This window comes from Sporosarcina sp. P29, assembly GCF_002743265.1.
Lineage (GTDB): Bacteria > Bacillota > Bacilli > Bacillales_A > Planococcaceae > Sporosarcina.
Map to the genome: position 1 here is coordinate 214,540 of NZ_PDYX01000003.1, position 24,995 is coordinate 239,534.

A 24,995-nucleotide genomic window follows, 5' to 3' on the forward strand; every position below is an offset into this window, starting at 1 on the left:
GGGCTTGTGGCGGTTGCTTCAGTTGCATTGTAAATGCCCTTGTGATACGATTAAAACAACTTTTGCTATACGTCTTGCGGAAAAGAGTGGGGCTTCCCGCTCTTTTCTGTTGTTATTTTGAATTTCGGGAGGGATACCATTTGAGTAAAATTATAGAGGAAGTCGAACAGTTAGCAAGACCAATCGTAGAAGAATTGGGTCTTGAACTGGTTGATGTTGAGTTCTTGAAAGAAGGTCGCGATTGGTTTCTACGCGTCTACATCGATACGCCTGAAGGCAACATTGACATAGATCAATGTGCGGCTGTTAGTAATAAATTAAGCGAGGAACTAGACCTTGTGGACCCGATTCCGCAAAATTACTTCCTTGAAGTGTCTTCTCCCGGGGCGGAAAGACCTTTGAAAAAAGATGAAGATTTTGAAAAAGCCGTGGGCCAATATGTGTTCATCAAAACGTATGAGCCGATTGATGGAATGAAAGAATTCGAGGGATATTTACTCGGGTACGGACCGGACCATGCAAAAGTGGAAATACGGATCAAGACGAGAAAAGTACTAGTAGAAATTGACAAAACAAAAATTGCACTTGCACGACTAGCAATTGATTTTTAAAGTGTAAATGAAACTCTGTCTAGCCTTGCGCTAGCGACAGATGAACCAAGAGCAACAACAATTGGAATGTAGGAGTGATGAACATGAGTAGTGAGCTACTCGACGCACTGACAGCTCTTGAGCAGCAAAAAGGTATTTCAAGAGACGTAATAGTCGATGCAATTGAAGCAGCGCTTGTAACAGCGTACAAACGAAATTTTAACCAAGCACAAAACGTGCGTGTGGACTTGAACTTAAACAAAGGCACAATGGCTGTCTATTCACGTAAAGACGTAGTTGAGGAAGTAGAAGATGAGCGTTTGCAAATTTCATTGGAAGATGCACAACTCATCAATCCAGTATATGAACTGACCGATATCGTTGAAGAAGAAGTCACACCGCGTGATTTTGGACGAATCGCAGCCCAAACCGCCAAGCAAGTAGTAACACAACGTGTACGTGAAGCTGAACGTGGTTTGATCTATGAAGAGTATATTGATCGTGAAGAGGACATTGTAAATGGAATCGTAGAGCGTATGGATCCGAAGAACTTATTCGTTGGTTTAGGAAAAGTGGAAGCGGTATTACCGTCAAGCGAACAAATTCAAACAGAAACATATGCGCCACACGATCGCATTAAAGTATACATTACAAAAGTTGAAAGAACAGCGCGTGGACCGCAAGTGTTTGTTTCGAGAACACATCCAGGCCTATTACGACGTTTATTTGAACTTGAAGTGCCTGAAATATATGATGGTACAGTAGAAATCAAATCGATTGCACGTGAAGCGGGAGACCGTTCAAAAATCTCTGTTTACACAACAAACGAAGAAGTAGATCCAGTAGGTTCTTGTGTAGGTTCAAGAGGGGCACGAGTACAAACCATTTCGAATGAATTGAATGGCGAAAAAGTCGATATCGTAGAGTGGTCTGAAGACCCGGTTATCTTCGTGGCAAATGCTTTGAGTCCTTCAAAAGTAATTGATGTACAAGTGAATGAAGAAGAGCGTTCCACTACGGTTGTTGTTCCAGATTATCAACTTTCATTAGCTATCGGAAAAAGAGGTCAGAATGCACGATTGGCTGCTAAATTAACGGGCTGGAAAATTGATATTAAAAGTGAAGCAGATGCAAGGGAATTAGGGATCTATCCTCGTGAAGAATCTCTTGCAGTTCCGTTAGAAGAGTTAGAGGCTCATACAGATGAGTTCTTGGAAGCTTATGAGTATGAAGAAGAAATACCAGCTGAATCAGTTGAAGATTTTGATTTATACGCAGATGAAGAAAAAGAAGATTGATTTGGAAAGGATTGCATGCTGATGTCGAACAATCGGAAAATCCCTTTGCGTAAATGTGCAGCGACTGGTGACATGTTACCCAAAAAAGAAATGATTCGAATTGTCCGTACGAAAGAAGGCGAAGTATTCGTAGATTTGACAGGAAAGAAGTCAGGCCGCGGTACATATGTTTCCAAAACGGAGGATGCCGTAGAAAAAGCACGTAAGCAACACTCGATTGAACATCAATTGGGTGTCAAAGTACCGGAGCAAATCTATGAAGACCTTTTGCATGCAATTCGTCGAGAGGCAATTAAATGACAAAAGATCCGACAAAGATTTATCAACTACTTGGTATGGCAGCCCGCGCACGTAAAATTGCAACGGGTGAAGATTTAGTCGTACAGGCGGTTCGTTCAGGCGAAGCGCATCTGGTCATCCTATCAGGTGATGCATCTAAGAACACAATGAAAAAATTAACGAATAAATGTAATACGTATAACGTTGAGAAGTATGTATTTGGAGGCCGTGAAGAACTAGGGCATGCAATTGGAAAAGAAGCTCGAGTCGTCTTGGCACTTACAGATAAAGGATTCGCTAAAAAGTTATCCGAGCTTCTCAATGAATTTAATCGGGGGTGGGCTAATGACGAAAATGAAAGTACATGAATATGCCAGATCAATAGGAAAAACAAGTAGAGATCTTGCTGCAGAATTACTGAAGAGTGATATTGTGATTAAAAGCCATATGGAAGAACTGGATCCAGTTTCAATTGCAAAATTAGATGAAAAGTTCGGAGACTTGAAAAAGCCTGAGGTGAAAACTACTACAGTTAAGCCAGCGAGCAAACCAGCAAACCAAAGAACGGATCGTCCAAGCAATACAAATAAACCAGCCGCAGCACAAGGTACTAACCGTCCTGCTAGTAGCCAAGGCGGATCGAATCGCCCAGCTTCAACACGTCCTCAAGGACCATCTACATCAGCTCCAAAAGCGGGTAGCACTCAACCACCACGTCAAGGGCAAGGTGCGGGTTCATCTCGTCCAGCTGGCGGAGGCGGACGTCCAGGCGGCGGTCGCGGTGGAAGACCACCAGCGCGCGGTATTAACCAAGGACGCCGTAGATACCGTCCGGCAGTACCAGCACAAAAGGTTGAAGTACCACTACCGGATAAAATTACTTTTTATGAGTCATTATCAGTAGGTGAGCTAGCTAAGAAATTAGGTAAAGAACCTTCTGAGATTATCAAAAAGTTGTTCATGCTAGGTGTAATGGCGACGATTAACCAAGAATTAGATAAAGATGCAATTGAGTTAATTTGTGCCGAATACGAGGTTGAAGTTGAAGAAGAGATCCGTATTGACGTAACTGACTTGGAAATTTATTTCGAAGATCCTGAAGAGGAAGAAGAAGTACCAGGTGAACTAACAGAAAGACCACCAGTTGTCACAATTATGGGTCACGTTGACCATGGTAAAACGACGTTGCTTGACTCAATTCGTAACACTAAAGTAACACAAGGTGAAGCGGGTGGAATTACGCAGCATATTGGTGCGTATCAAATTACAGCGAGCGGCAAGAAAATCACATTCCTAGATACACCAGGTCACGAAGCTTTCACAACGATGAGAGCACGTGGTGCGAAAATTACAGACTTAACCATTCTAGTTGTAGCAGCGGATGATGGTGTTATGCCACAAACAATTGAAGCGATTAACCATGCGAAAGCAGCAGAAGTTCCAATTATTGTAGCAGTTAATAAAATGGATAAGCCTTCTGCCAATCCTGATCGCGTTATGCAAGAATTAACTGAACACGGTTTAGTTGCAGAAGACTGGGGTGGCGATACAATTTTCGTGCCGATTTCCGCACTAAAAGGTGAAGGTATTGACCAGTTACTTGAAATGATTCTATTAGTTGCAGAAGTAGGAGAATTTACTGCTGATACTTCTATTAGAGCTAGAGGTACTGTAATTGAAGCGCAGCTAGACAAAGGAAAAGGTTCTGTTGCTACATTGCTTGTACAAAATGGTACATTACATGTAGGAGATCCAATCGTTGTCGGAAATACGTACGGTCGTGTTCGGGCAATGGTCAGTGACCTTGGTCGTCGCGTAAAAGAAGCAGGACCTTCAACTCCAGTAGAAATTACAGGGTTGAGCGATGTTCCGTTTGCAGGGGATCGTTTCGTCGTATTTAAAGATGAAAAAACTGCCCGCCAAATTGGTGAAACACGTGCTGGAGAAGCACTTCAAGAACAGCGTGTGGAGAAAACACGTGTAACACTTGATAACTTGTTTGATCAAATGAAACAAGGTGAAATGAAAGAATTGAACTTAATTGTTAAAGCAGACGTACAGGGTGCGGTCGAGGCAATGGCTTCTTCTCTTATGAAGATTGAAGTAGAAGGCGTTAACGTCAAAATTATCCACACAGGTGCAGGGGCGATCAATGAGTCCGATATTTCTTTGGCAGCTGCATCTAACGCAATCGTTATTGGATTTAACGTACGTCCAGATACGAATGCAAAACGTGCTGCAGAAGCAGAAGGCGTAGACATTCGTCTGCACCGCGTCATTTATAAAGTGATTGAAGAAATCGAATCAGCTATGACTGGCTTACTTGACCCTGAGTATGAGGAGAAGGTAATAGGTCAAGCGGAAGTTCGTGAAACGTTTAAAGTATCGAAGATTGGAACGATTGCAGGAAGCTATGTAATCGATGGTAAAATCACAAGAGACGCTGGCGTTCGCGTTTTGCGCGATAATATTGTAGTCTTTGAAGGCGAACTGGATACATTAAAGCGTTTCAAAGATGATGCAAAAGAAGTTGCAAAAGGTTATGAATGTGGTATCACAATTAAAAAATTCAATGATGTCAAAGAAGGAGATATCATCGAAGCGTACGTAATGGAAGAAATTAAAAGAGTATGATTGTTTACGCGGAATGTTCTTTCCACATCCCATCAGCGGCCTCATTAAAAGACAAACGAGCCGTCTTGAACCGGATGAAGGATCGGGTGAAAAACTCCTATAATGTATCGGTTGCTGAAATTGATCATCAGGACTTATGGCAACGTACCACATTTGCTTTAGTTTCTGTGGCATCTTCCAAAGATGCCGCAGAACGAGAAGTGAGACGTGCAATTCGTCTGTTTGAATCCAATCCCGATTGGGAAATGACTACGTGTACAGTAGACTACTTATGAGCAAAGAACGAGGTGAATTGCCATGTCAGTGCGTGCTAATCGTGTAGCCGAGCAAATGAAGAAAGAGTTGGGCGATATTATCGGCCAAAAACTAAAAGATCCGCGTATCGGATTTGTGACGGTGACTGGTGTAGATGTAACTGGAGATTTACAACAAGCGAAAGTCTTTATTTCTGTTCTAGGGACAGATAAAGAAAAGGAAGATTCTTTACTTGGCCTCTCTAAAGCAAAAGGTTTCATCCGATCAGAAATTGGTCAGAGAATCCGCTTACGCAAAACACCTGAAATTGAATTCGAGATCGATGAATCAGTCGCTTACGGTAACCGGATTGAAAGCTTGATTCGCAAAGTAAATGACGAAACCGAACAATAAACACGAGGAGGAAGTTCATAGTCGCTTAGGCGGCATGACTTCCTCCCTTCTTACATAGAGCAAGTTTTTTGAATGAATTGAGGAAGAAGGGGTAAGATGAACGGTATTCTGCCTTTGTGGAAAGAAAAAGGTATGACGTCGCATGACTGTGTCTTTAAACTACGAAAGATATTACGGACAAAAAAAGTGGGACATACAGGTACCTTGGATCCTGAAGTAGAAGGTGTCTTGCCTATCTGTATAGGAAGAGCCACAAAAGTCGCTTCTTATATTACAGATGCAGGTAAAGAGTATATCGCCACAGTTTCTATAGGGCGCTCCACGGAAACCGAAGATGCGCAAGGTGAGACTGTAACGAGTGATTTGACACACAAAGAATTCACGAGGAACCAAATTGAAGAGGTATTACAGCAACTAACAGGGGAAATCACACAAATTCCCCCCATGTATTCGGCGGTAAAAGTAAACGGCAGACGTCTGTATGAATATGCGCGGAAAGGCATCGAAGTAGAACGGCCGGTACGTAAAGTACAGATCGATCAAATTGATTTATTGAATGAAGATCAATTTTTTAGTGGTGAAGAAATAACATTTTCTATTAGAGTGCGATGTGGTAAGGGAACGTATATCCGGACGTTAGCTGTACAAATTGGCGAACTTCTCGGATATCCAGCACATATGGATTCGTTAGTCCGAACTGTTTCCGGGAATTTTGATGAATCACATTGTAAAACTCTCGCAGAAGTGGCACAAGTGATGGAACTAGATCAAGTGCAGACGATCTTGCGTCCGATCGAAGAAGTATTGACTGAATTTCCGCAACTTGAAATCGAAGAGTCTTCATTGGAATCTATACAGAATGGTCAAGTGCTTCCCGCGGTACCGCTTCTAACTGATCATCCGTCCATCATGATGATGTTCGAAGGTCGTGTGTTGGCAATCTATCAAAATCATCCAACAAAACCTGGGTTAATGAAACCCGAAAAAATGTTGCTAGCTAGTGAGTGAGGAGAGATAGAAATGGAAATCTATAGATTACGATATCCCGATTCGGTAAACATTCGACAATATCATGCATCTTCTTTAGCTATTGGATTTTTTGACGGTGTACATAAAGGACATCAAGAAGTCATTCGCAATGCGAAAAAAATCGCAAATGATTTATCGATAGAGACAGCTGTCATGACATTCGATCCCCATCCATCACAGCTATTTTCAGGAAAAAACGTTGGATATATTACACCGATTGAAGAGAAAGTCAGAGTGCTCGAATCACTTGGTGTGGATACGTTATTCATTGTCAGTTTTGATTGGGAACTGGCTAGTCTTTCACCGCAAAGATTTATCGATATCTTTATCAAAGAGCTTGAGGTCAAACATGTTACTGCTGGCTTTGATTTTACGTTTGGCTCGAAAGGTTCTGGGACGATGAAAGATATGCAAGAGCTTTCGGAGGGTAAGTATGGAACAACTGTCATTTCTAAAGTGACCTTCGATCAAGAGAACAAAGTATCGTCGACGGAAATTCGGCGACTGTTATCTAACGGTGATGTAGAAGCAGCAGCAGTACTTCTCGGTCGTCCATTCCGTACATTGGGTGAAGTGATACATGGAGAGAAACGGGGCCGTCAGCTAGGTTTCCCTACAGCTAATATCCAAACTGCTGAGGAACATATAGTTCCTGCCAATGGTGTATATGCCGTACGTTGCCTGATCGGAGATACTTGGTACCGAGGTGTCTGCAATATGGGTGTGAAGCCAACATTCCATGATCCAGAACACCGGATTCCTACAGCTGAGGTGCATCTGCTGGACGTGAATATGGATCTCTACGGACAGAAAATGGCGATTGAATGGTTGTATCGTATACGTTCTGAACAAAAATTCGATTCACTTGATGCATTAAAAACACAAATTGCTAAAGACAAGCAAACAGCAAAGGACTTATTAAACGACTAGTTGGTTGTTGCAACTGACATAATGCCGTGATATGATACAATAGTGTTCAATACACGAACCTCTTCTTGGCAACACGAGTCACCAACGTTTGCTCGGGAGACGGGGATACTTTTATTTAGGAGGTGAAAAGGATGGCTATTACACAAGAGCGCAAAGCTGAATTGATCAACGAATTCAAGACTCATGAAAATGATACTGGATCTGCTGATGTTCAGATTGCTATCCTTACTGAAGAGATCAATAACCTGAACGGCCACTTACGTACTCACAAGAAAGATCACCACTCACGTCGTGGTTTGTACAAAATGGTTGGTACACGTCGTCGTCTATTGAGATATCTTCGTGAAACTAACGTTCAACGTTACCGTGATCTTATTGCATCACTTGGCTTACGCCGTTAATAAGACTGAGAAGCGGGCTTTGCCCGCTTTTTTCTATGGAATTAAGATGAAATATTTCGCATACATGTATCACTTTTGATACACTATTACTAATTACATACTAGATGTATACAGTTTTACAATAGAGAGGAGTTCTACAATGTCAGAACAGAAAAAAGTTTATACACTCGATTGGGCTGGACGTACGCTTACAATCGAAGCCGGCCAACTTGCAAAGCAAGCTAACGGTGCGGTGCTCGTTCGATATGGCGAAACAACAGTACTTTCCACGGTGACAGCTTCCAAGAAACCAAAACCTCTAGACTTCTTCCCACTTACAGTGAATTATGAAGAACGCATGTACTCGGTTGGTAAAATTCCTGGAGGATTTATCAAGCGTGAAGGACGTCCTTCAGAAAATGCAGTGCTGACTAGCCGGTTGATTGACCGTCCAATCAGACCTTTATTCCCTGATGGCTTCCGTAACGATGTACAAGTAATTTCACTTGTTATGTCAGTAGATCAAGACTGTTCATCTGAGATTTCAGCAATGATCGGTTCATCTTTGGCTTTATCCATCTCGGATATTCCATTTGATGGTCCAATTGCAGGCGTTCAAGTAGGTCGTATCGATGGAGAATTCATCGTCAACCCTACACCGAGTCAGCTTGAAACTTCAGAAATTGATTTAGTCGTTGCAGGAACAAAAGATGCAATCAACATGGTAGAAGCAGGAGCTAAAGAAGTTTCTGAAGAGATCATGTTAGAAGCGATTATGTTTGGTCACGATCAAATTAAAAAATTAGTCGAATTCCAAGAGAAAATTATAGCTGAAATTGGCAAACCGAAGTTTGAAATAGAATTATTCGAGCTGGATGCAGACATCAGCAAAGAAGTTAAAGATCGTTGTGAAAATGAACTAATGGCAGCAATCCAGACTGAAGAAAAGCATGCACGTGAAGAAGCGATCAACGAAGTGAAAGCTTCGGTTCTTGAGCATTACACAGAAGCTGAAGCTGACGATGCTACAATTAAGCAAGTAAAAGCTGTTCTAGAGCAAATGGTGAAAGATGAAGTACGTCGTCTAATTACAGTCGACAAAGTTCGTCCAGATGGCCGTGGTCTTGACGAAATTCGTCCACTATCATCTGAAACAGGACTTCTACCTCGCTCCCATGGTTCTGCATTATTCACACGTGGACAAACGCAAGTGCTAAGTGTATGTACACTAGGTGCGCTTGGTGAAAATCAAATCATTGATGGTTTAGGTTCAGATGAGTCTAAGCGCTTCATGCATCATTATAACTTCCCGAACTTCAGTGTTGGTGAAACAGGCCCAATTCGTGGTCCAGGCCGTCGTGAAATTGGTCATGGTGCATTAGGAGAGCGGGCATTACAGCCTATGCTTCCGAATGAAGTGGAATTCCCTTACACAATGCGTCTAGTTGCAGAAGTATTGGAGTCTAATGGTTCTTCTTCACAAGCATCAATCTGTGCCTCTACAATGGCTATGATGGACGCTGGTGTACCACTTAAAGCTCCAGTAGCAGGAATTGCTATGGGATTGATCAAAAAAGATGAAGATTATTCTATTCTGTCAGATATTCAAGGAATGGAAGATCACTTAGGCGATATGGACTTTAAAGTAGCAGGTACTAATAATGGTATTACTGCCCTTCAAATGGATATCAAAATCGACGGATTATCTCGTCAGATATTAGAAGAATCTCTTGCACAAGCAAAAATTGGTCGTATCAAAATTCTAGATCATATGTTGACTACAATTTCTTCAACACGTGAAGAATTATCTGAGTACGCTCCGAAGATTATCGTCATCCATATTAAACCGGACAAGATTCGTGATGTAATTGGACCTGGTGGAAAAGTAATTAATAAAATTATCGAAGAAACTCAAGTGAAAATCGATACAGAGCAAGACGGAACGATATATATCGCGTCACCAAACTCTGAAATGAATGAAAAAGCCAAGAAAATGATTGAAAATATCGTACGTGAAGCAAAAGTAGGCGAGTACTACTTGGCAAAGGTTAAGCGTATTGAGAAGTTTGGCGCATTCTTGGAAATCTTCCCTGGCAAAGATGGCTTGCTTCATATTTCTGAAATTCAGGAAGCACGTACCAAAGAAGTGGAAGATGTATTAAAATTAGATGATGAGCTATTTGTAAAAGTAATTGAAATCGACAGACAAGGTCGGGTAAATCTTTCACGAAAAGTAGTCATTCTAGAAGAAAAAGAAAAAGAGCAAAAACAAGAACCAAAACAAGAACAAGAACAAGAACAAGCTAGCAAAGAGTAATCAATACGTTAAAAAAGCCTCTTCCTGCACAAGTTGCGGCGAAGAAGGCTTTTTGTACTTTATATAAGGAGTGAAGTCTATGATTCAAAAATATAATTGTTCAAATGGTGTACGTATTATCCATGAAAAGATGCCGCATTTACAGTCCGTAGCGATTGGTATCTGGGTTCATGCAGGTTCAGCTAATGAAACAAAAGAGCAAGGGGGTATCGCTCACTTTATTGAACACATGCTGTTTAAGGGAACAGATACACGAAGTGCTCGAATGATTGCTGAACAATTCGATCAGATTGGAGGCGATTTGAATGCCTTTACTTCTAAAGAAATGACCTGTTATTACACTACTGTTTTAAGTCATCATGCCTCATACGCATTGACAGTTTTATCCGATATGTTTTTCCATTCCCAGTTCAAAGAAGAAGAGATGGAAAAAGAGAAATCTGTCATACTGGATGAAATATCTTCTGTTGAAGACATGCCGGATGAAGATGTAGATGAAAGGTTATGGGCTGGAATGTTCCCGGAAGATGCAATTGGAAAACCAGTAGGAGGACGAATTGAAACAATCAAGTCATTTACGAAAGAAATGGTCGAGGAATTCATGGTAAAACACTACCGTCCGGAAAACTTGGTAATTTCGATTGCAGGAAACTATGATGAACGTTTGATCAAGCTGATAGAAGCAAACTTCGGAAGCTATCAAGGTAAAGAACAATCCTCTGTTTCGATACTAGATGAAAGTGTACCGAACTTTACGGCACAACAAATCATCAAAGCAAAAGATATTGAACAAGCCCATGTATGCTTTGGTTATCCTTCCTTGCCTTCAACGCACGATAAGATTTACGAGTTAAGTTTATTTGATAGTATCCTTGGCGGAACGATGTCTTCTAGGTTGTTTCAGGAAGTTCGAGAAAACCGCGGATTAGCCTATTCGGTCTACACGTATTATGCTGCATATGAAAACGCTGGATCCTTTGTAATATATTGTGGCACCTCTCCTGAAAACTTTCAAGAGACGTATCGTACAATCGACCAGGTCATTGCAGAAGTACTTCATGACGGTCTAACAGATAAAGAATTACGCAATGCTAAAGAACAACTTAAAGGCAGTTTTGTGCTTGGTTTGGAAGGCTCTGAATCGCGGATGTACCGAAACGGCCGTAATGAATTAGTGCTTGGTAAACACCAAACCATTGATGAAGTGGTCGAACACATTGAAAATGTAGAAAAACGAAGTGTTTATCGACTTGGACAGCAAATGTTGGCAAGTGATCGAGCGATATCGATAATCGCGCCTAAATCAAATATTCAACAATTAAAAAAACTGCAGAACTAGTCGACTTCCCACCTCCCATACATATGATGAAAGAGATCTTATATGAGGGAGGACTTCCATGCGATTATCAGAACTAGCACAAAAAGAGCTGATTCAAGTAGAAGAGGGCATGAGGTATGGCTTCTTGGCAGAAACTGATTTGCTGTTCGACCGCAAATCAGGAGCAATCATTGGATTTGAAATTCGGAAAAAGTTAGGGAAAACACTTTTTCGGCAAAAAGACCAGGATATTATTGAATATATTCCATGGCATGAAATTGTGCTGGTCGGGGAAGACAGGATTCTATTTGGCAAAACACATGAACTAAACAGAAAGGAAGTGGAAGGGTATGACTAAGTGGCTTGTAGTAGGGACTGATCAACGTTTGCGGATTGCCAATGAGCTTTTAGTAGAATTAGGGATTGATAGTAAATATATAAATTCTGATACGTTTAATGATCAGTTGAAGCAAACCCTGATTGATACAAAGCCAGATCATCTTCTACTTCCTTTGTTGTTAATGGAACAAAGCATACCCGTCGACTATTTGAAAGAAGGCTCTTCTGTCTATTCCGGTAATTCTTCGGCGGAATGGAGACAAGAGCTTGCGAATAAAGGTATTTCGCATACGAATTATTTGGAAAATGAACACTTTATTTGGAGAAATGCTCAATTAACTGCAGAGGCGTTCGTTCATGTTTTTTATGAACAAACCAAACGACAGATTGCGGGTAAGCATTTTTACATCGCAGGATTTGGCAGAGTAGGAAAAGCACTTGCCCATATATTAAAACAACTACAGGCTACTGTCACAATAGCTGCGCGTGCTGATGAGCAACTAGCGGAAGCGGGGATCTTAGGATATAACACACTGCAGCTCAATGAAACGACACAATTCACACGTGGCTACTTACTAAACACTATTCCTGCACCGTGGCTCGATTTAAATCAAAGTGGTGCTGTTCATGTTTTTGATGTCTCTTCAGCACCCGGGTGCCTAAAGCATGCTGATTCCTCTGAATACTATACGATACACCTCAAATTGCCCGGGAAGCACTTTCCCGAGGATGCGGCAGCTGTATTGGTTGACGCGATTTTGAGAATAAGTATAGATGAAAGGGGAACTAAATGCTCAAAGGAAAACGAATCGGATTAGGCATCACTGCTTCGCACTGCACATATGACCAATTGCTTCCGATGATCGCTTCGTTGCAAAAGGAAGGAGCGATTGTCGTTCCAATCATTACACATTCAGTTCTTCATGCTGCAACGCGTTTTGGTACAGGTGAAGAGTGGATTAAACGAATAGAAGAGGCGACTGGCGAGAAGGTAGTGTCAAGTATTGTCGAAGCCGAACCATTTGGTCCATCCAATCCACTAGACTGCATGGTAATTTCACCGCTCACAGGTAACTCCATGAGTAGGTTCGCTAATGCCGCTACTGACTCACCTGTTTTGATGGCAGCCAAAGCCACATTGCGTAATGGTAAACCAGTAGTACTTGGTATATCTACAAATGACGCATTAGGGCTTAATGGAATGAATCTCATGAAGTTATTGAATATGAAACATGTCTTTTTTATTCCGTTTGGTCAAGACGATTGCATAAAAAAGCCGAACTCTTTAATATCGGATTTCTCATTACTACCCGCTACTGTTGCATCCGCAATAGAAAGCAAGCAATTGCAGCCATTACTAATCATTCATAATAATGCATGAAAATAGATTTTTAAATTCTGCAAAATATGTTATAATTCGTTCAATAACAATTAACGAGACAAGGACATAACCATCTGTCCTTAATATTGCTTGTTAATAATTGAAAGGAAGATATAGATGAAGAATGTTAATGTTGCAATTGTCGGCGCGACCGGAGCTGTAGGAACAAAAATACTTGAGAAATTGGTGGAACGTAATTTCCCTGCCACTTCCATTAAGCTACTTGCATCTAAACGTTCTGCGGGCAACGAAATCAAAGCGGGTGGAAAAACGTACATTGTACAAGAAACAACACCGGAAGCTTTTGAAGGTATCGACATTGCATTCTTTAGTGCAGGTGGGAATATCTCTGAGAAGTTTGCACAAGATGCAGTGAAGAGCGGAGCGGTTGTAATTGATAACACAAGTGCATTCCGAATGGACCCTAACACACCACTCGTTGTTCCGGAAGTAAATCCACAAGAGTTGAAAAATCATTCAGGTATCATTGCGAATCCAAACTGTTCTACAATTCAGATGGTAGCAGCATTGAAGCCTATTAAAGATCAATATGGACTTAACAAGCTAATCGTATCTACTTACCAGGCAGTCTCAGGTGCTGGTGTGGAAGCGATTGAAGAACTAGCAGAACAAAGCAAGCAATTCACGGATCGTAGTGAAATTGAGGCAGGAGTATTACCATCCGCTTCTGCAAAGCGTCATTATCCGATTGCATTCAACGCGATCCCACAGATTGATTCATTTGATGAATCGGGCTATACATTGGAAGAACTGAAAATGATCAATGAAACGAAGAAAATATTCGGCGATCAAAACATGGCAGTAGCAGCCACTTGTGTCAGATTACCGGTTGTATCCGGACATTCAGAATCCGTCTATATTGAAATTGATCAAGATAACGTTACGGTTAAAGATATCCAGTCATTGATGGAGAATGCCCCAGGAATTGTCTTGCAGGATGATCCCGCTTCACAACTATATCCAATGCCGCTTTATGCAGAAGATAAAGATGAAGTATTTGTAGGAAGAATTCGTAAAGACTTGGATAACCCAAAAGGATTCCATCTCTGGATTGTCTCCGATAACTTATTAAAAGGTGCTGCATTAAACTCTGTGCAAATCGCAGAGGCTCTTATTAAATAAATTTTGTAGGTAGATTTATGAATGATAACGTAAAGGAATGATCTATGTGCAACTTGGAAATGTAGGGACAGCAATGGTCACCCCTTTTTCTCCTGACGGCACGATTGATTACGTTCAAACAGCGATCTTACTTGAGCATTTAATCGCAAATGGGACAGATTCTGTCATCGTCAGTGGTACGACTGGTGAATCACCAACGCTTACCATTACGGAGAAGAAGGAATTACTGGACTTTGTAATAAAGGTTGTGAATAAGCGTATTCCGGTGATAGCAGGTACGGGGACAAACAATACTACCGAATCTATAGAGCTGACTAAGGCTGCTGAGCTATCAGGGGCTGACGGAATTATGCTGGTGACACCTTACTATAATAAGCCAGACCAAAAAGGAATGTATGCACACTTTTCTAAAATTGCTAATGTTACGGCATTGCCTGTATTGCTATATAATATTCCAAGTCGTTCCATCGTCAACTTGCTTCCGGAGACGGTTATTGCATTATCGAAAATAGATAATATTAAAGCAGTCAAAGAAGCAAGTGGAAATTTGGAGCAGATGGCAGAAATCATTGAAGGAACTGCTGAAGATTTTGAAGTATACAGTGGAGACGACGGGCTGACTTTGCCATTGCTTGCAATTGGCGGAAGAGGAATTATTTCAGTTTCTGCACACGTGGTAGGCAATGAAATGCAAAAAATGATTCAAGCGTTCCAAAACGGCAATATAAAAGAAGCTGCTGACCTCCATCGTTCATTATTACCGGTATTCAAAGCGTTATTCTCAAAGCCGAATCCTGTGCCTGTGAAATACGCGCTAGGAAAAGCAGGTGTACCAACGGGTGGCGTTCGTTTACCACTTATAGAAATGGACGAAAGTGAAGCCGCGATAATCGATGAAGTGCTTGAAAAATTTGAAAAAAGAACACGGATTCTGTAATAAACAAAAGCCGGACGACCATTCCGGCTTTTTTTGTTTGTACTGAACGCCTACTATCTCGTATAATGGTGTTTAGTCGTTGTGGGCGGGAATAGAATATAGGAGGAAACAATGTGACGAAAATACAAAATGAATTAATTAGAGTGATTCCACTGGGTGGAGTAGGGGAAATTGGAAAGTCTATGTATGTCGTTGAAGTCGACGATGAACTATTTGTTATGGATTCAGGATTAATGTTCCCAGAAACGGAAATGCTAGGTATTGACTTTGTAATACCTGATATGACGTATCTGGAAGAAAATAAAGATCGGATCAAAGGAATCTTCTTAACTCACGGTCATGAAGATGCAATAGGATCTATCGCTTATTTATTACAGAAAGTACAAGCTCCTGTCTACGGTACAAAGTTGACATTAGCGTTAGCGAAAGAACATTTGAAGAAAATGCCGGCACCATCTAATGTCCGCTTCTTTGAAGTGACAAGCAAAAGCCGGATGAACTTCAAGCGCACGCATGTGACATTCTTTTACACGACGCACAGTATTCCGGATTCTCTAGGAATTGTCTTCCATACAAGTGAAGGTGCCATCGTTAATACAGGAGAGTTTAAATTTGACCAAGCAGCGAAAGGCAAATATCGCCCTGATTTTGCGAAAATGGCTACTCTTGGTGAAGAGGGTGTCTTTATCTTGATGTCCGATTCTACAGAAGCAGAACGTCCGGGGTATACGACGTCTGAATCTGTAATCGAAAAACGTCTATTCAAAACATTCCATGAAGCGCAAGGAAGAATTCTAGTAGCTTTGTATGCATCAAACTTCATTCGAATTCAGCAAGTACTAGACCAGGCAGCTGCAAAGAAAAAGAAAGTTGCGGTTGTTGGTAAAAGTTTGGAGAGCTACTTTGAAGTTGGGTTAAAACTAGGCTATTTACAAGTGGAAGAAGATGTAGTCATTCCAGTAAAAGACATGGAGCGCTATGATGATCAGGATATCGTGATTATTGTAACGGGTAACCAAGGTGAGCCACTGGAAGCGTTAGAGAAAATCGTCCGTAAACATCATAGAGAAATTAATATCAAAAGTTCAGATACAGTATTGATTACATTTACGCCATCACCTGTTATGGAAACTTCCATGTACAAAATGATGAATGAGCTAGCAAAGGCTGGAGCGACTGTACTGACGTCCACACGAAATGTACACGTTTCCGGTCACGGTTCTGCTGAAGATTTAAAAATGATGTTAAACTTAATGCAACCTAAATACTTTATTCCGATTCAAGGGGAATATCGTATGCTGATTGCACATTCTAAGCTCGCTCAAGAAATTGGTCTCCCTAAAAACCGAATCTTCATTGCGGATAAAGGTGATATTGTTGAATTTAAGAATGAAAAGCTTCGTATGGCAGGCAGAGTACAGGCTGGTAATGTTTTGATCGATGGTATTGGTGTAGGCGATGTAGGAAACATCGTGTTGCGTGATCGCAAGTTGTTATCGCAAGACGGAATCTTTACAGTCGTTGTAACGTTGAACAGAAAGCAAAAACGTATTGCTGCAGGACCGGAAGTCGTCTCTAGAGGCTTCGTCTATGTGCGCGAATCAGAGGAATTATTTGAAGAAGCGACAAAACTGATCACTAAAATTGTCGAGAAGTATGTGAATAAAGAAACGTTTGAATGGACAAACATTAAACAAGAGATCCGTGAGACATTGAGTTCGTATTTATATCAGCAAACAAAACGTCGCCCAATGATTATCCCAATCATCATGGAATACTGATCCATACTGTTTGTTGACGAATTAAAGAACAACTGGATTTCCATGCCTTTACGGCTGGAAATCTTTTTTTCAGAAAGGGGGTTAGCAAATGGCGAAGAAACGTGCTAAAAAGAGAGCGCCAGCCAAGAAAAGACAACAGAAAAAACAGCAAAGTCAAATGCAACCGCTCTGGTTTGAAATTTTAGGTGTCGTCTTAATTGGTATCGCAATAATCATGATCTTTGAATTTGGTATTATTGGCCAGGGTTTATCGGCTTTTTCTCGATTTTTATTAGGTAACTGGTATGTTGCATTGCCATTTTTGATTATTGTGCAAGCGTTGATTTTCATGATCAAAAGACAAATTGGCGGCTATAAGCACCGAATCGTCATCGGTTGTTTATTCATTTTAAGTAGTATGCTGTTGTTCAGTCATGTTCATTTATTTCAGACATTGTACGAAAGTAAAGTTCTGATGTCCAATTCTGCACTTAAGGAGACATGGAAAGTTCTGATCACTAATGATGGCATACATGACCAAACAGGGACGCTGGGTGGCGGTATGCTGGGCGCTGTACTGTTCGCAATGTTTTACTCATTAGTAGATTCATCAGGCGCTACAGTGGCTGGTGTGCTGTTACTGCTCATTGGTATCATCTTGCTGACAGGAAAGGCCTTGATTCCGTTTCTAGTAGAGCAAACACCGATCTTTGTGAATGATATAAAGAAGAAGTGGGCAGCGAGGGAAAAGAAATCAGTTAAGTCACCTGAAGAAAAACGTAAAGAAAGTGCGCGAAGCAATAGAAAGAATAAGCCTAAGCCTGTAACGACACCTGAAACGGAAGTAGTACAAGAATATCCGGAACCGGCAAGTGAACCGATTATCTCTAGCTTCACGGCGAAAATCGAACAGGCTGCACAACCAGAGATGGTACAACAAAAGCAGTCGAAAGTTAAAGGGGACGCAACTCTTGATCCTAAAGACCCTGCGGTTGATTATCCAGTAATGGGTGGAGAACAAGAAAACGAATCGTATATTTTACCATCCGTCAATCTTTTGGAACCACCTGTAGCAAGTGATCAGTCTGGAGAATATGATTTAATCCAAGCGAACGCCAAAAAACTAGAGAAAACGTTCCTAAGCTTTGGAGTCAAGGCACGCGTAACACAAGTCCATTTAGGACCAGCCGTCACTAAATATGAAATCCTGCCTGATACGGGTGTGAAAGTAAGCCGCATTGTTAGTCTAGCGGACGATATTGCCTTGGCATTGGCAGCCAGTGGTATTCGTATTGAAGCGCCAATCCCTGGTAAATCAGCAGTGGGAATCGAAGTACCGAACACTGCAGTAGCAATGGTAAGTTTACGTGAAGTGCTCGAATCTAAGGAGAATAGTCCTCCAGAGTCCAAATTACTAGTAGGTTTAGGACGTGATGTAACGGGACAAGCCATGATGACGGAACTCAATAAAATGCCTCACGTATTAATTGCAGGTGCTACAGGTAGCGGTAAAAGTGTTTGTGTCAACGGCATCATTATGAGTATTATCATGCGGGCGAAGCCACATGAAGTAAAAATGATGATGATCGATCCCAAAATGGTAGAGTTGAACGTTTTCAATGGCATTCCACATTTGTTGGCGCCTGTTGTCACGGACCCGAGAAAAGCGGCGCAAGCATTGCAACGTGTTGTGTCCGAGATGGAACGTAGATATGAGTTATTCTCCCATACCGGCACGCGAAACATCGAAGGGTATAATAACCATATTGAACAATGGAATGAAGATCACGATGAGAAACATCCGCGCATGCCATATATAGTTGTCATAGTAGACGAGCTGGCAGACTTAATGATGGTGGCGTCAAGTGACGTAGAAGATTCCATCACACGTCTCGCACAGATGGCAAGAGCAGCGGGAATTCATTTAATCATCGCTACTCAGCGTCCAAGTGTTGATGTGATCACGGGTATCATCAAGGCTAATATCCCTTCCCGAATTGCATTTGCTGTATCTTCAGCGATCGACTCGCGGACTATTTTGGACGGTGGCGGTGCGGAGAAGTTACTAGGGCGAGGAGATATGTTATTCCTGCCAGCTGGCGCTTCAAAACCTACGCGTATTCAAGGCGCATTTGTCTCAGATGAAGAGGTAGAAGCGGTAGTGAACTTCGTGATCGAACAGCAAAAAGCTCAATATCAAGAAGAAATGATTCCGACTGAAGTAGAAGTGGTAGCGCCACATGAAGAAACCGATGATTTATATGATGAAGCGGTACAGATGGTAGTCGATATGCAAACTGCTTCAGTTTCAATGATTCAGCGTCGTTTCCGAGTTGGTTATGCAAGAGCTGCACGTATAGTGGATCAAATGGAAGCGCGGGGAGTCGTTGGACCGCCTGAGGGCAGTAAGCCAAGACACGTACTACTTACTAAGTCAGAGCTGGAAATGTAAGGATTCATTCGTCTTTATTTTGATAAGTCAAAGTTATTCGTGATTTTGGCTAGATATTTCCTTCTACCTAAGTAAATGTTATAGTGAAGGTAGAAGGAAATTATCATTCCAGGCTAATGAAATAGAATGTGACATTCAATATTTGGCGGAACGGAAAGCGCTATCATACAATGCAGTACAACCACTGGTATTATGAATAACATAACGTGTAATGTAACAAAATTTCTTAGTAAGCTATTAAGAATGATTATTTTTCGAACGATTATTTAGGTGAAAAGTAGTGTTGATCGGGGTATAAGACGTATAGCGTCCTGACATAATACCAAAAATAACCAGGGGAGGTCATTATTGATGAAAAAAAGAAAGTTTGGTCTAGCAATGTCTTTAGTGTTAGCCGCAGGTACGATGTTAGCAGCATGTGGCTCTGACGATAAGGGCAAAAACGACGAGGGTGAAAAGCCAGCAGCAGGGGGGAGCGGTGAGAAAAGCGAATTCTCAATCGCTATGGTAACTGACGTTGGAGGAATTGATGATAAATCATTCAACCAATCTGCATGGAAAGGCGTTAAAGAATTCGGGGAAGACCAAGGATGGGAAAAGGGAACTGGCGGATACGATTATCTTCAGTCAACTGGTCCAGAAGATTATACAACTAATCTAAACAACTTGGCTCGTCGTGATTTCAACTTAATTTACGGAGTAGGTTTCTTGATGGAAGATGCAATTGAAGATATTGCAGCGCAACAAAAAGATACTCAATTCTCTATTATTGATGGTGAAGTAGATGCTCCAAACGTAGCTAGCATCCTCTTTAAAGAACAAGAAGGCGGATACTTAGCTGGAGTAGCAGCTGGATTAATGACAAAATCAGATAAGATTGGTTTCATCGGCGGTATGGACAACCCTGTAATCGAACGCTTCGAAGCTGGATTCCTTGAAGGCGTTAAAGCAGTTAAGCCTGAAATCAAAGTAGATTCAAAATATGTAGGTGCGTTTGATAAAGCGGAACTTGGTAAAGCTGAGGCAGGCCGTATGTACTCTTCAGGCGTAGATATTATCTTCCACGCTGCAGGCGGAACAGGTAACGGTGTTTTCTCAGAAGCAAAAGAGCGTAAGCAAGCAGATAAAGATGCATACGTTTGGGTAATTGGTGTAGACTCCGACCAGTATGAAGAAGGTAAAGTTGGAGATGACAACATTACTCTAACATCTATGTTGAAGCGTGTTGACGTAGCAGTTAAAGACATTGCTGATCTTTCAATGGCTGGAAACTTCCCTGGTGGGGAAACAAAAGTATATGGCCTTCAAGATGATGGTTTAGGTCTAGCTGATTCACGTGGCGCAATTCCACAAGATGTATTGGATCAAATTGATGAACATGCACAAAAAATTGCAAATGGTGAAATTGAAGTACCTGAGTTTGTAGAAAAGAAGAAATAAGGTCATTAAACAGATGGAGGCCGGTTTGATATCCGGCCTTCATTTCATTAGGTTAATAAAATAAAGGTTCCTTGGTGTTTGTTCTGGAACTTTTATTTTATTAATTTTTAAGATTAATAATAAAATATACTAAATAGTATCGGCAGACTACTTATTAAGAAATAGTAAAGCTTTCAACTTTTCATATAGAGGCTTAATCACGTATTATTGAAGATAAGAGTTGGGCTGCTTAAAGTTATTGAATTCAATTATGGGCAAGGAAGTGATTGGGATGGATTATGTAATTGAGATGCTAGATGTTTCAAAAAAATTCGGAAATTTCTATGCGAATGATCATATTACATTACAACTGGAGAAAGGCGAGATTCATGCATTGTTAGGTGAAAACGGTGCTGGAAAATCTACCTTAATGAACGTATTATTTGGTTTGTATCAACCGGATGGTGGCGAAATTCGTGTCCATGGTGAAAAGGTAGCAATCACTGATCCGAACGTAGCAAATGATCTAGGAATCGGGATGGTGCATCAGCACTTTATGTTGGTGGAGAATTTAACGGTTACCGAGAATATTATTTTAGGTAGTGAGCCAACTAAATCAGGCATTATCAACATTAAGGATTCCGCGAAAAAAGTTGCTGAAATTTCAAAAATGTATGGACTGGATGTAGATCCGTACGCCAAAATAGAGGATATTTCTGTAGGTATGCAACAACGTGTCGAAATTCTGAAGACGCTTTATCGTGGGGCAGATATCCTAATATTTGATGAGCCAACCGCATCATTAACTCCTCAGGAAATTGATGAACTGTTGAATATTATGAAAAAACTCGTTGCAGAAGGAAAATCAATCATCTTGATCACCCATAAATTAGCAGAAATTATGAACGTCTCAGACAAAGTAACTGTCATCCGCAAAGGTAAAGGAATCGGTACTGTTATCACATCGGAAACAAATCCCGAAGAGTTGGCGACGTTGATGGTAGGACGTCAAGTAACATTTAAAACGGAAAAAGGCCCATCTAATCCGACTGAAGAAGTTTTAAAGATAGAAAATCTACAAGTGAATGACTACCGAGGTGTTGCTAAATTAAAAGGCCTTAACCTCTCTGTCAGACGTGGTGAAATAGTGGGGATTGCCGGCATAGATGGTAACGGTCAATCCGAATTAATCGAAGCAATCACTGGCTTGACTAAAGTGAAGAGCGGTAAGATCTTCATCAATAATGAAGATGTTACAAATAAAAAACCACGAAAAATTACTGAAACCGGGATTGGACATATTCCGCAAGACCGCCACAAGCATGGACTTATATTAGATTTTTCAGTGGCGTATAATACCGCGTTGCAATCGTATTATCATGAACCATTATCTAAAGGTGGAATCATGAATTATAAAGTGATCAATGAAAAAGCGGGAGAATTAATTAAAGAATATGATGTTAGAACACAAGGTACACACGAATTAGCGAGAGCGTTATCCGGAGGGAATCAGCAAAAGCTGATCATCGGACGAGAAATTATGAGAAATCCCGATTTACTGATTGCCGCATTACCTACACGTGGTTTGGACGTTGGGGCAATTGAGTTTATTCATCGCCGTCTGATTGAACAACGTGACAGTGGCAAGGCAGTTTTACTCATTACGTTTGAATTGGATGAAGTCATGAATGTGTCAGATAAAATCGCGGTTATTTATGATGGAACTATTGTAGGTACGGTAATTCCTCAAGAAACAACAGAACAAGCACTAGGGTTAATGATGGCAGGCCATTCAAAAGATGTTGCTGAGAAAAAAGTACTAGCTGCTGAGAAGGATGGTGATGAACATCATGTCGAATAGAATGATCAATATACTAGTCCCGGTGATTTCAATTCTTTTAGGACTCTTGGTAGGCGCGGTCGTGATGTTGATCAGTGACTATAATCCAATCACAGGCTATATAGCATTATGGAATGGTATTTTTGGTGATTCTTATGCAATCGGTGAAACCATTCGTCAAATCAGTCCATACTTACTTGCAGGTCTTGCAGTAGCATTCGCATTTAGATCTGGACTTTTCAATATTGGTGTAGAAGGACAATTGATCGTTGGTTGGTTTGCTGCCGCTTACGTAGGGATGGCATTCGACCTTCCGAAAATCATTCACTTACCTTTCGCGCTCATAGCAGCTGCAGTAGCAGGGGCACTATGGGGACTTGTACCGGGTATTTTAAAAGCAACATTGAAAGTTCACGAAGTTATTGTCACCATTATGATGAACTATATTGCCTTACACGTAGTAAACGCATTAATTAAAACACTATCTGGTGGTGGATTTAAATTAGAGCGTATCCATGAATCGGCCTCGCTTCGATCAGAGTTTTTATCTAATTTAACGGACTACTCCACATTGCACTACGGAATTTTCGTAGCATTAGCAATGGTGGTTGTCATGTGGTTCATATTAGAGAAAACGAAGACTGGCTATGAATTGAAGTCTGTTGGATATAATGACCATGCAGCTCGCTATGCAGGGATGAGCGCTAATAAGAATATTGTTCTTGCTATGGTCATTTCTGGTGCGTTCGCTGGACTTGGAGGTGCGATGGAGGCACTTGGTACATTTGGCAACATGTCTTCCATGGGCGGCTTTACAGGGATCGGTTTTGATGGAATTGCCGTAGCCTTGCTTGGAGCGAATACGCCACTTGGTGTGATCTTCGGTGCGACGTTATTTGGCTCATTGAAATATGGAGCGAATAACATGCCGAATGAGGCGGGAATTCCGGTAGAAATCGTTTCAATTATTATAGCGTTGGTTATTTTCTTTGTTGCCTGTGGATATATCATCCGTGTAGGACTCATACGTTTGCGTAATAAGAAGGAGGCGAAGTGACATGTTAGATGTATTATATTTCATCATACCCATAACAATTGCTTCTGCAGCTCCTCTTATTTTTACAGCAATTGGCGGTGTGTTCTCTGAACGATCCGGAGTCATCAATATCGGATTGGAAGGCCTTATGATTATGGGGGCATTCATTGGTATTTTGTTCAACCTATTTTTCGCGGATACCTTTGGTGCATGGACACCTTGGATTGCGTTAATTGTAGCAATGCTCGTTTCGGCTTTGTTTGCAACACTTCATGCTATAGCGTCTATCTCGTTCCGAGCCGATCAAGTAGTTTCAGGTGTTGCAATTAACATGTTAGGACTAGCTATTGCATTATTCTCAGTAAAAATGATTTTTGGTAAAGGTCAAACCGATTTCATTCAACAAAAAATCCCAAGATTCAACGTACCGTTTTTGGAAGATATTCCAATTATCGGCCCTATGTTTTTTAAATTAGTTTATGGCTCTTCTATTATGGCGATCGCCGTTGCGTTCATCGCATGGTTTGTTATTTATAAGACGCCATTTGGTCTACGTCTTCGCTCGGTGGGAGAACATCCGATGGCGGCAGATACGATGGGAATCAAAGTAACAAGAATCCGCTATATTGCAGTTCTGATTTCTGGTGGACTAGCCGGTATTGGTGGAGCAGTTTATTCTCAGACTATCACGAATGATTTTGGACATGCGACAATTAATGGGCAAGGATTCATGGCCCTAGCAGCGATGATCTTTGGGAAATGGCACCCACTGGGAGCTATGGGAGCTGCGTTATTCTTCGGATTTGCGCAGGCGCTAGCAATTAGTTCTTCTAGTATTAAGTTCCTAGCAGATATTCCAGCAGTGTATTTCCATATATTCCCTTACGTTTTAACTATACTGGCTCTAGCTGGATTCCTTGGAAAAGCGAAAGCACCAAAAGCACTTGGTAAACCTTACATTAAAGGAAATAGATAAAAGTGATAAAAGCTATCTGGAGACACATACTCTTCAGGTAGCTTTTCTAGTTTTGTTAGAACTTTTAAGATTAACTAATACTAAATTGTCGCTTCTAAGTGGAAAGTAAAGACAAAGACGGCCTTTATTTTTAAGTCCTTCAGTGCCTGTCGAGGTTAAACGGCGCTCTCAGCACTAGAAACATCCAGCTTCGAGCGCCAACCTCTCGGGTCACTTCGGCCTTAAAGATAAAGGCAAAGAAAAACACCGCCTTTATTTTTAAGTCCTTCAGTGCCTGTCGAGGCTAAAC

Annotated in this window: 23 protein-coding genes; all 23 read left to right on the forward strand. The window is 41.2% G+C overall.

Going from position 1 to position 24,995, the window contains the following annotated elements:
• Positions 1–140: 140 nt before the first annotated feature.
• The 23 genes from rimP to CSV68_RS04780 all read left to right on the forward strand — a co-directional run bounded on the left by rimP (position 141) and on the right by CSV68_RS04780 (position 24,706).
• A complete protein-coding gene (gene rimP, locus CSV68_RS04670) occupies positions 141–611 on the forward strand; it encodes a ribosome maturation factor RimP (protein WP_085133267.1) in 471 nt (156 codons plus the stop codon).
• Between the two features lie 83 nt (positions 612–694).
• Positions 695–1,888, forward strand: a complete 1,194-nt coding sequence (gene nusA / locus CSV68_RS04675; protein ID WP_099661551.1) for a transcription termination factor NusA — start codon at positions 695–697, stop codon at positions 1,886–1,888.
• A gap of 21 nt (positions 1,889–1,909) precedes the next feature.
• On the forward strand, positions 1,910–2,188 hold the full coding sequence (rnpM, locus tag CSV68_RS04680; protein WP_083036161.1) for an RNase P modulator RnpM: 279 nt from the start codon (positions 1,910–1,912) through the stop codon (positions 2,186–2,188).
• Complete coding sequence (locus CSV68_RS04685) at positions 2,185–2,535, forward strand: YlxQ family RNA-binding protein (RefSeq protein ID WP_099633200.1); 351 nt, start codon at positions 2,185–2,187, stop codon at positions 2,533–2,535. Before rnpM ends, CSV68_RS04685 begins: the two co-directional genes overlap by 4 nt.
• Entirely contained in the window at positions 2,513–4,801 is a 2,289-nt protein-coding gene (gene infB / locus CSV68_RS04690) for a translation initiation factor IF-2 (RefSeq protein ID WP_099633201.1), read from the forward strand. The genes CSV68_RS04685 and infB overlap by 23 nt, the downstream gene beginning before the upstream one ends.
• Positions 4,798–5,076 carry a DUF503 domain-containing protein gene (locus tag CSV68_RS04695; protein WP_099633202.1) on the forward strand — a complete coding sequence of 93 codons (279 nt, stop codon included), beginning with the start codon at positions 4,798–4,800 and terminating at the stop codon, positions 5,074–5,076. Before infB ends, CSV68_RS04695 begins: the two co-directional genes overlap by 4 nt.
• A 22-nt stretch (positions 5,077–5,098) precedes the next feature.
• Entirely contained in the window at positions 5,099–5,449 is a 351-nt protein-coding gene (gene rbfA, locus CSV68_RS04700) for a 30S ribosome-binding factor RbfA (protein ID WP_099633203.1), read from the forward strand.
• Positions 5,450–5,545: 96 nt separating this feature from the next.
• Positions 5,546–6,457 (forward strand): tRNA pseudouridine(55) synthase TruB, encoded by a 912-nt coding sequence (gene truB, locus CSV68_RS04705; RefSeq protein ID WP_099661552.1) that lies wholly within the window; start codon positions 5,546–5,548, stop codon positions 6,455–6,457.
• A 12-nt stretch (positions 6,458–6,469) separates the two neighbouring features.
• Positions 6,470–7,408, forward strand: a complete 939-nt coding sequence (gene ribF, locus CSV68_RS04710; protein WP_099661553.1) for a riboflavin biosynthesis protein RibF — start codon at positions 6,470–6,472, stop codon at positions 7,406–7,408.
• 131 nt (positions 7,409–7,539) lie between these two features.
• Entirely contained in the window at positions 7,540–7,809 is a 270-nt protein-coding gene (gene rpsO, locus CSV68_RS04715) for a 30S ribosomal protein S15 (protein WP_029053162.1), read from the forward strand.
• Between the two features lie 139 nt (positions 7,810–7,948).
• Entirely contained in the window at positions 7,949–10,105 is a 2,157-nt protein-coding gene (gene pnp, locus CSV68_RS04720) for a polyribonucleotide nucleotidyltransferase (RefSeq protein WP_099661554.1), read from the forward strand.
• Between the two features lie 79 nt (positions 10,106–10,184).
• Positions 10,185–11,444: a M16 family metallopeptidase gene (locus CSV68_RS04725; RefSeq protein ID WP_099661555.1), complete on the forward strand. Its 1,260-nt coding sequence runs from the start codon at positions 10,185–10,187 to the stop codon at positions 11,442–11,444.
• Positions 11,445–11,502: 58 nt separating this feature from the next.
• The gene (locus tag CSV68_RS04730) at positions 11,503–11,781 is read left to right on the forward strand and encodes a YlmC/YmxH family sporulation protein (RefSeq protein WP_099633208.1); all 279 of its coding nucleotides are present in this window, start codon (positions 11,503–11,505) and stop codon (positions 11,779–11,781) included.
• Positions 11,774–12,580: a hypothetical protein gene (locus tag CSV68_RS04735; protein WP_099633209.1), complete on the forward strand. Its 807-nt coding sequence runs from the start codon at positions 11,774–11,776 to the stop codon at positions 12,578–12,580. The genes CSV68_RS04730 and CSV68_RS04735 overlap by 8 nt, the downstream gene beginning before the upstream one ends.
• Positions 12,553–13,143, forward strand: coding sequence for a dipicolinate synthase subunit B (locus CSV68_RS04740; protein ID WP_099633210.1), 591 nt, complete (start codon positions 12,553–12,555; stop codon positions 13,141–13,143). Before CSV68_RS04735 ends, CSV68_RS04740 begins: the two co-directional genes overlap by 28 nt.
• A 117-nt stretch (positions 13,144–13,260) precedes the next feature.
• Positions 13,261–14,286, forward strand: a complete 1,026-nt coding sequence (gene asd / locus CSV68_RS04745; RefSeq protein WP_099633211.1) for an aspartate-semialdehyde dehydrogenase — start codon at positions 13,261–13,263, stop codon at positions 14,284–14,286.
• A 46-nt stretch (positions 14,287–14,332) separates the two neighbouring features.
• Complete coding sequence (dapA, locus tag CSV68_RS04750) at positions 14,333–15,223, forward strand: 4-hydroxy-tetrahydrodipicolinate synthase (protein WP_483315665.1); 891 nt, start codon at positions 14,333–14,335, stop codon at positions 15,221–15,223.
• 113 nt (positions 15,224–15,336) lie between these two features.
• A complete protein-coding gene (locus CSV68_RS04755; RefSeq protein WP_099633213.1) occupies positions 15,337–17,004 on the forward strand; it encodes a ribonuclease J in 1,668 nt (555 codons plus the stop codon).
• 88 nt (positions 17,005–17,092) lie between these two features.
• Positions 17,093–19,435, forward strand: coding sequence for a DNA translocase FtsK (locus tag CSV68_RS04760; RefSeq protein WP_099661557.1), 2,343 nt, complete (start codon positions 17,093–17,095; stop codon positions 19,433–19,435).
• 351 nt (positions 19,436–19,786) lie between these two features.
• Positions 19,787–20,875, forward strand: coding sequence for a BMP family lipoprotein (locus CSV68_RS04765; RefSeq protein WP_099661558.1), 1,089 nt, complete (start codon positions 19,787–19,789; stop codon positions 20,873–20,875).
• 271 nt (positions 20,876–21,146) lie between these two features.
• Positions 21,147–22,715, forward strand: a complete 1,569-nt coding sequence (locus CSV68_RS04770; RefSeq protein ID WP_099661559.1) for an ABC transporter ATP-binding protein — start codon at positions 21,147–21,149, stop codon at positions 22,713–22,715.
• Positions 22,705–23,751, forward strand: a complete 1,047-nt coding sequence (locus tag CSV68_RS04775; RefSeq protein ID WP_099633320.1) for an ABC transporter permease — start codon at positions 22,705–22,707, stop codon at positions 23,749–23,751. The genes CSV68_RS04770 and CSV68_RS04775 overlap by 11 nt, the downstream gene beginning before the upstream one ends.
• 1 nt (position 23,752) lies before the next feature.
• Positions 23,753–24,706, forward strand: a complete 954-nt coding sequence (locus CSV68_RS04780) for an ABC transporter permease (protein WP_099633217.1) — start codon at positions 23,753–23,755, stop codon at positions 24,704–24,706.
• Positions 24,707–24,995: the final 289 nt, after the last annotated feature.

Coding starts and splice junctions, on each gene's coding strand:
- CSV68_RS04770 (WP_099661559.1), top strand. CDS start 21,147: ATGGATTATGTAATTGAGATGCTAGATGTTTCAAAAAAATTCGGAAAT.
- infB (WP_099633201.1), top strand. CDS start 2,513: ATGACGAAAATGAAAGTACATGAATATGCCAGATCAATAGGAAAAACA.
- rbfA (WP_099633203.1), top strand. CDS start 5,099: ATGTCAGTGCGTGCTAATCGTGTAGCCGAGCAAATGAAGAAAGAGTTG.
- CSV68_RS04760 (WP_099661557.1), top strand. CDS start 17,093: ATGGCGAAGAAACGTGCTAAAAAGAGAGCGCCAGCCAAGAAAAGACAA.
- rpsO (WP_029053162.1), top strand. CDS start 7,540: ATGGCTATTACACAAGAGCGCAAAGCTGAATTGATCAACGAATTCAAG.
- CSV68_RS04725 (WP_099661555.1), top strand. CDS start 10,185: ATGATTCAAAAATATAATTGTTCAAATGGTGTACGTATTATCCATGAA.
- asd (WP_099633211.1), top strand. CDS start 13,261: ATGAAGAATGTTAATGTTGCAATTGTCGGCGCGACCGGAGCTGTAGGA.
- CSV68_RS04735 (WP_099633209.1), top strand. CDS start 11,774: ATGACTAAGTGGCTTGTAGTAGGGACTGATCAACGTTTGCGGATTGCC.
- nusA (WP_099661551.1), top strand. CDS start 695: ATGAGTAGTGAGCTACTCGACGCACTGACAGCTCTTGAGCAGCAAAAA.
- CSV68_RS04740 (WP_099633210.1), top strand. CDS start 12,553: ATGCTCAAAGGAAAACGAATCGGATTAGGCATCACTGCTTCGCACTGC.
- CSV68_RS04685 (WP_099633200.1), top strand. CDS start 2,185: ATGACAAAAGATCCGACAAAGATTTATCAACTACTTGGTATGGCAGCC.
- truB (WP_099661552.1), top strand. CDS start 5,546: ATGAACGGTATTCTGCCTTTGTGGAAAGAAAAAGGTATGACGTCGCAT.
- pnp (WP_099661554.1), top strand. CDS start 7,949: ATGTCAGAACAGAAAAAAGTTTATACACTCGATTGGGCTGGACGTACG.
- CSV68_RS04780 (WP_099633217.1), top strand. CDS start 23,753: ATGTTAGATGTATTATATTTCATCATACCCATAACAATTGCTTCTGCA.
- CSV68_RS04730 (WP_099633208.1), top strand. CDS start 11,503: ATGCGATTATCAGAACTAGCACAAAAAGAGCTGATTCAAGTAGAAGAG.
- CSV68_RS04775 (WP_099633320.1), top strand. CDS start 22,705: ATGTCGAATAGAATGATCAATATACTAGTCCCGGTGATTTCAATTCTT.
- ribF (WP_099661553.1), top strand. CDS start 6,470: ATGGAAATCTATAGATTACGATATCCCGATTCGGTAAACATTCGACAA.
- CSV68_RS04765 (WP_099661558.1), top strand. CDS start 19,787: ATGAAAAAAAGAAAGTTTGGTCTAGCAATGTCTTTAGTGTTAGCCGCA.
- rnpM (WP_083036161.1), top strand. CDS start 1,910: ATGTCGAACAATCGGAAAATCCCTTTGCGTAAATGTGCAGCGACTGGT.
- CSV68_RS04695 (WP_099633202.1), top strand. CDS start 4,798: ATGATTGTTTACGCGGAATGTTCTTTCCACATCCCATCAGCGGCCTCA.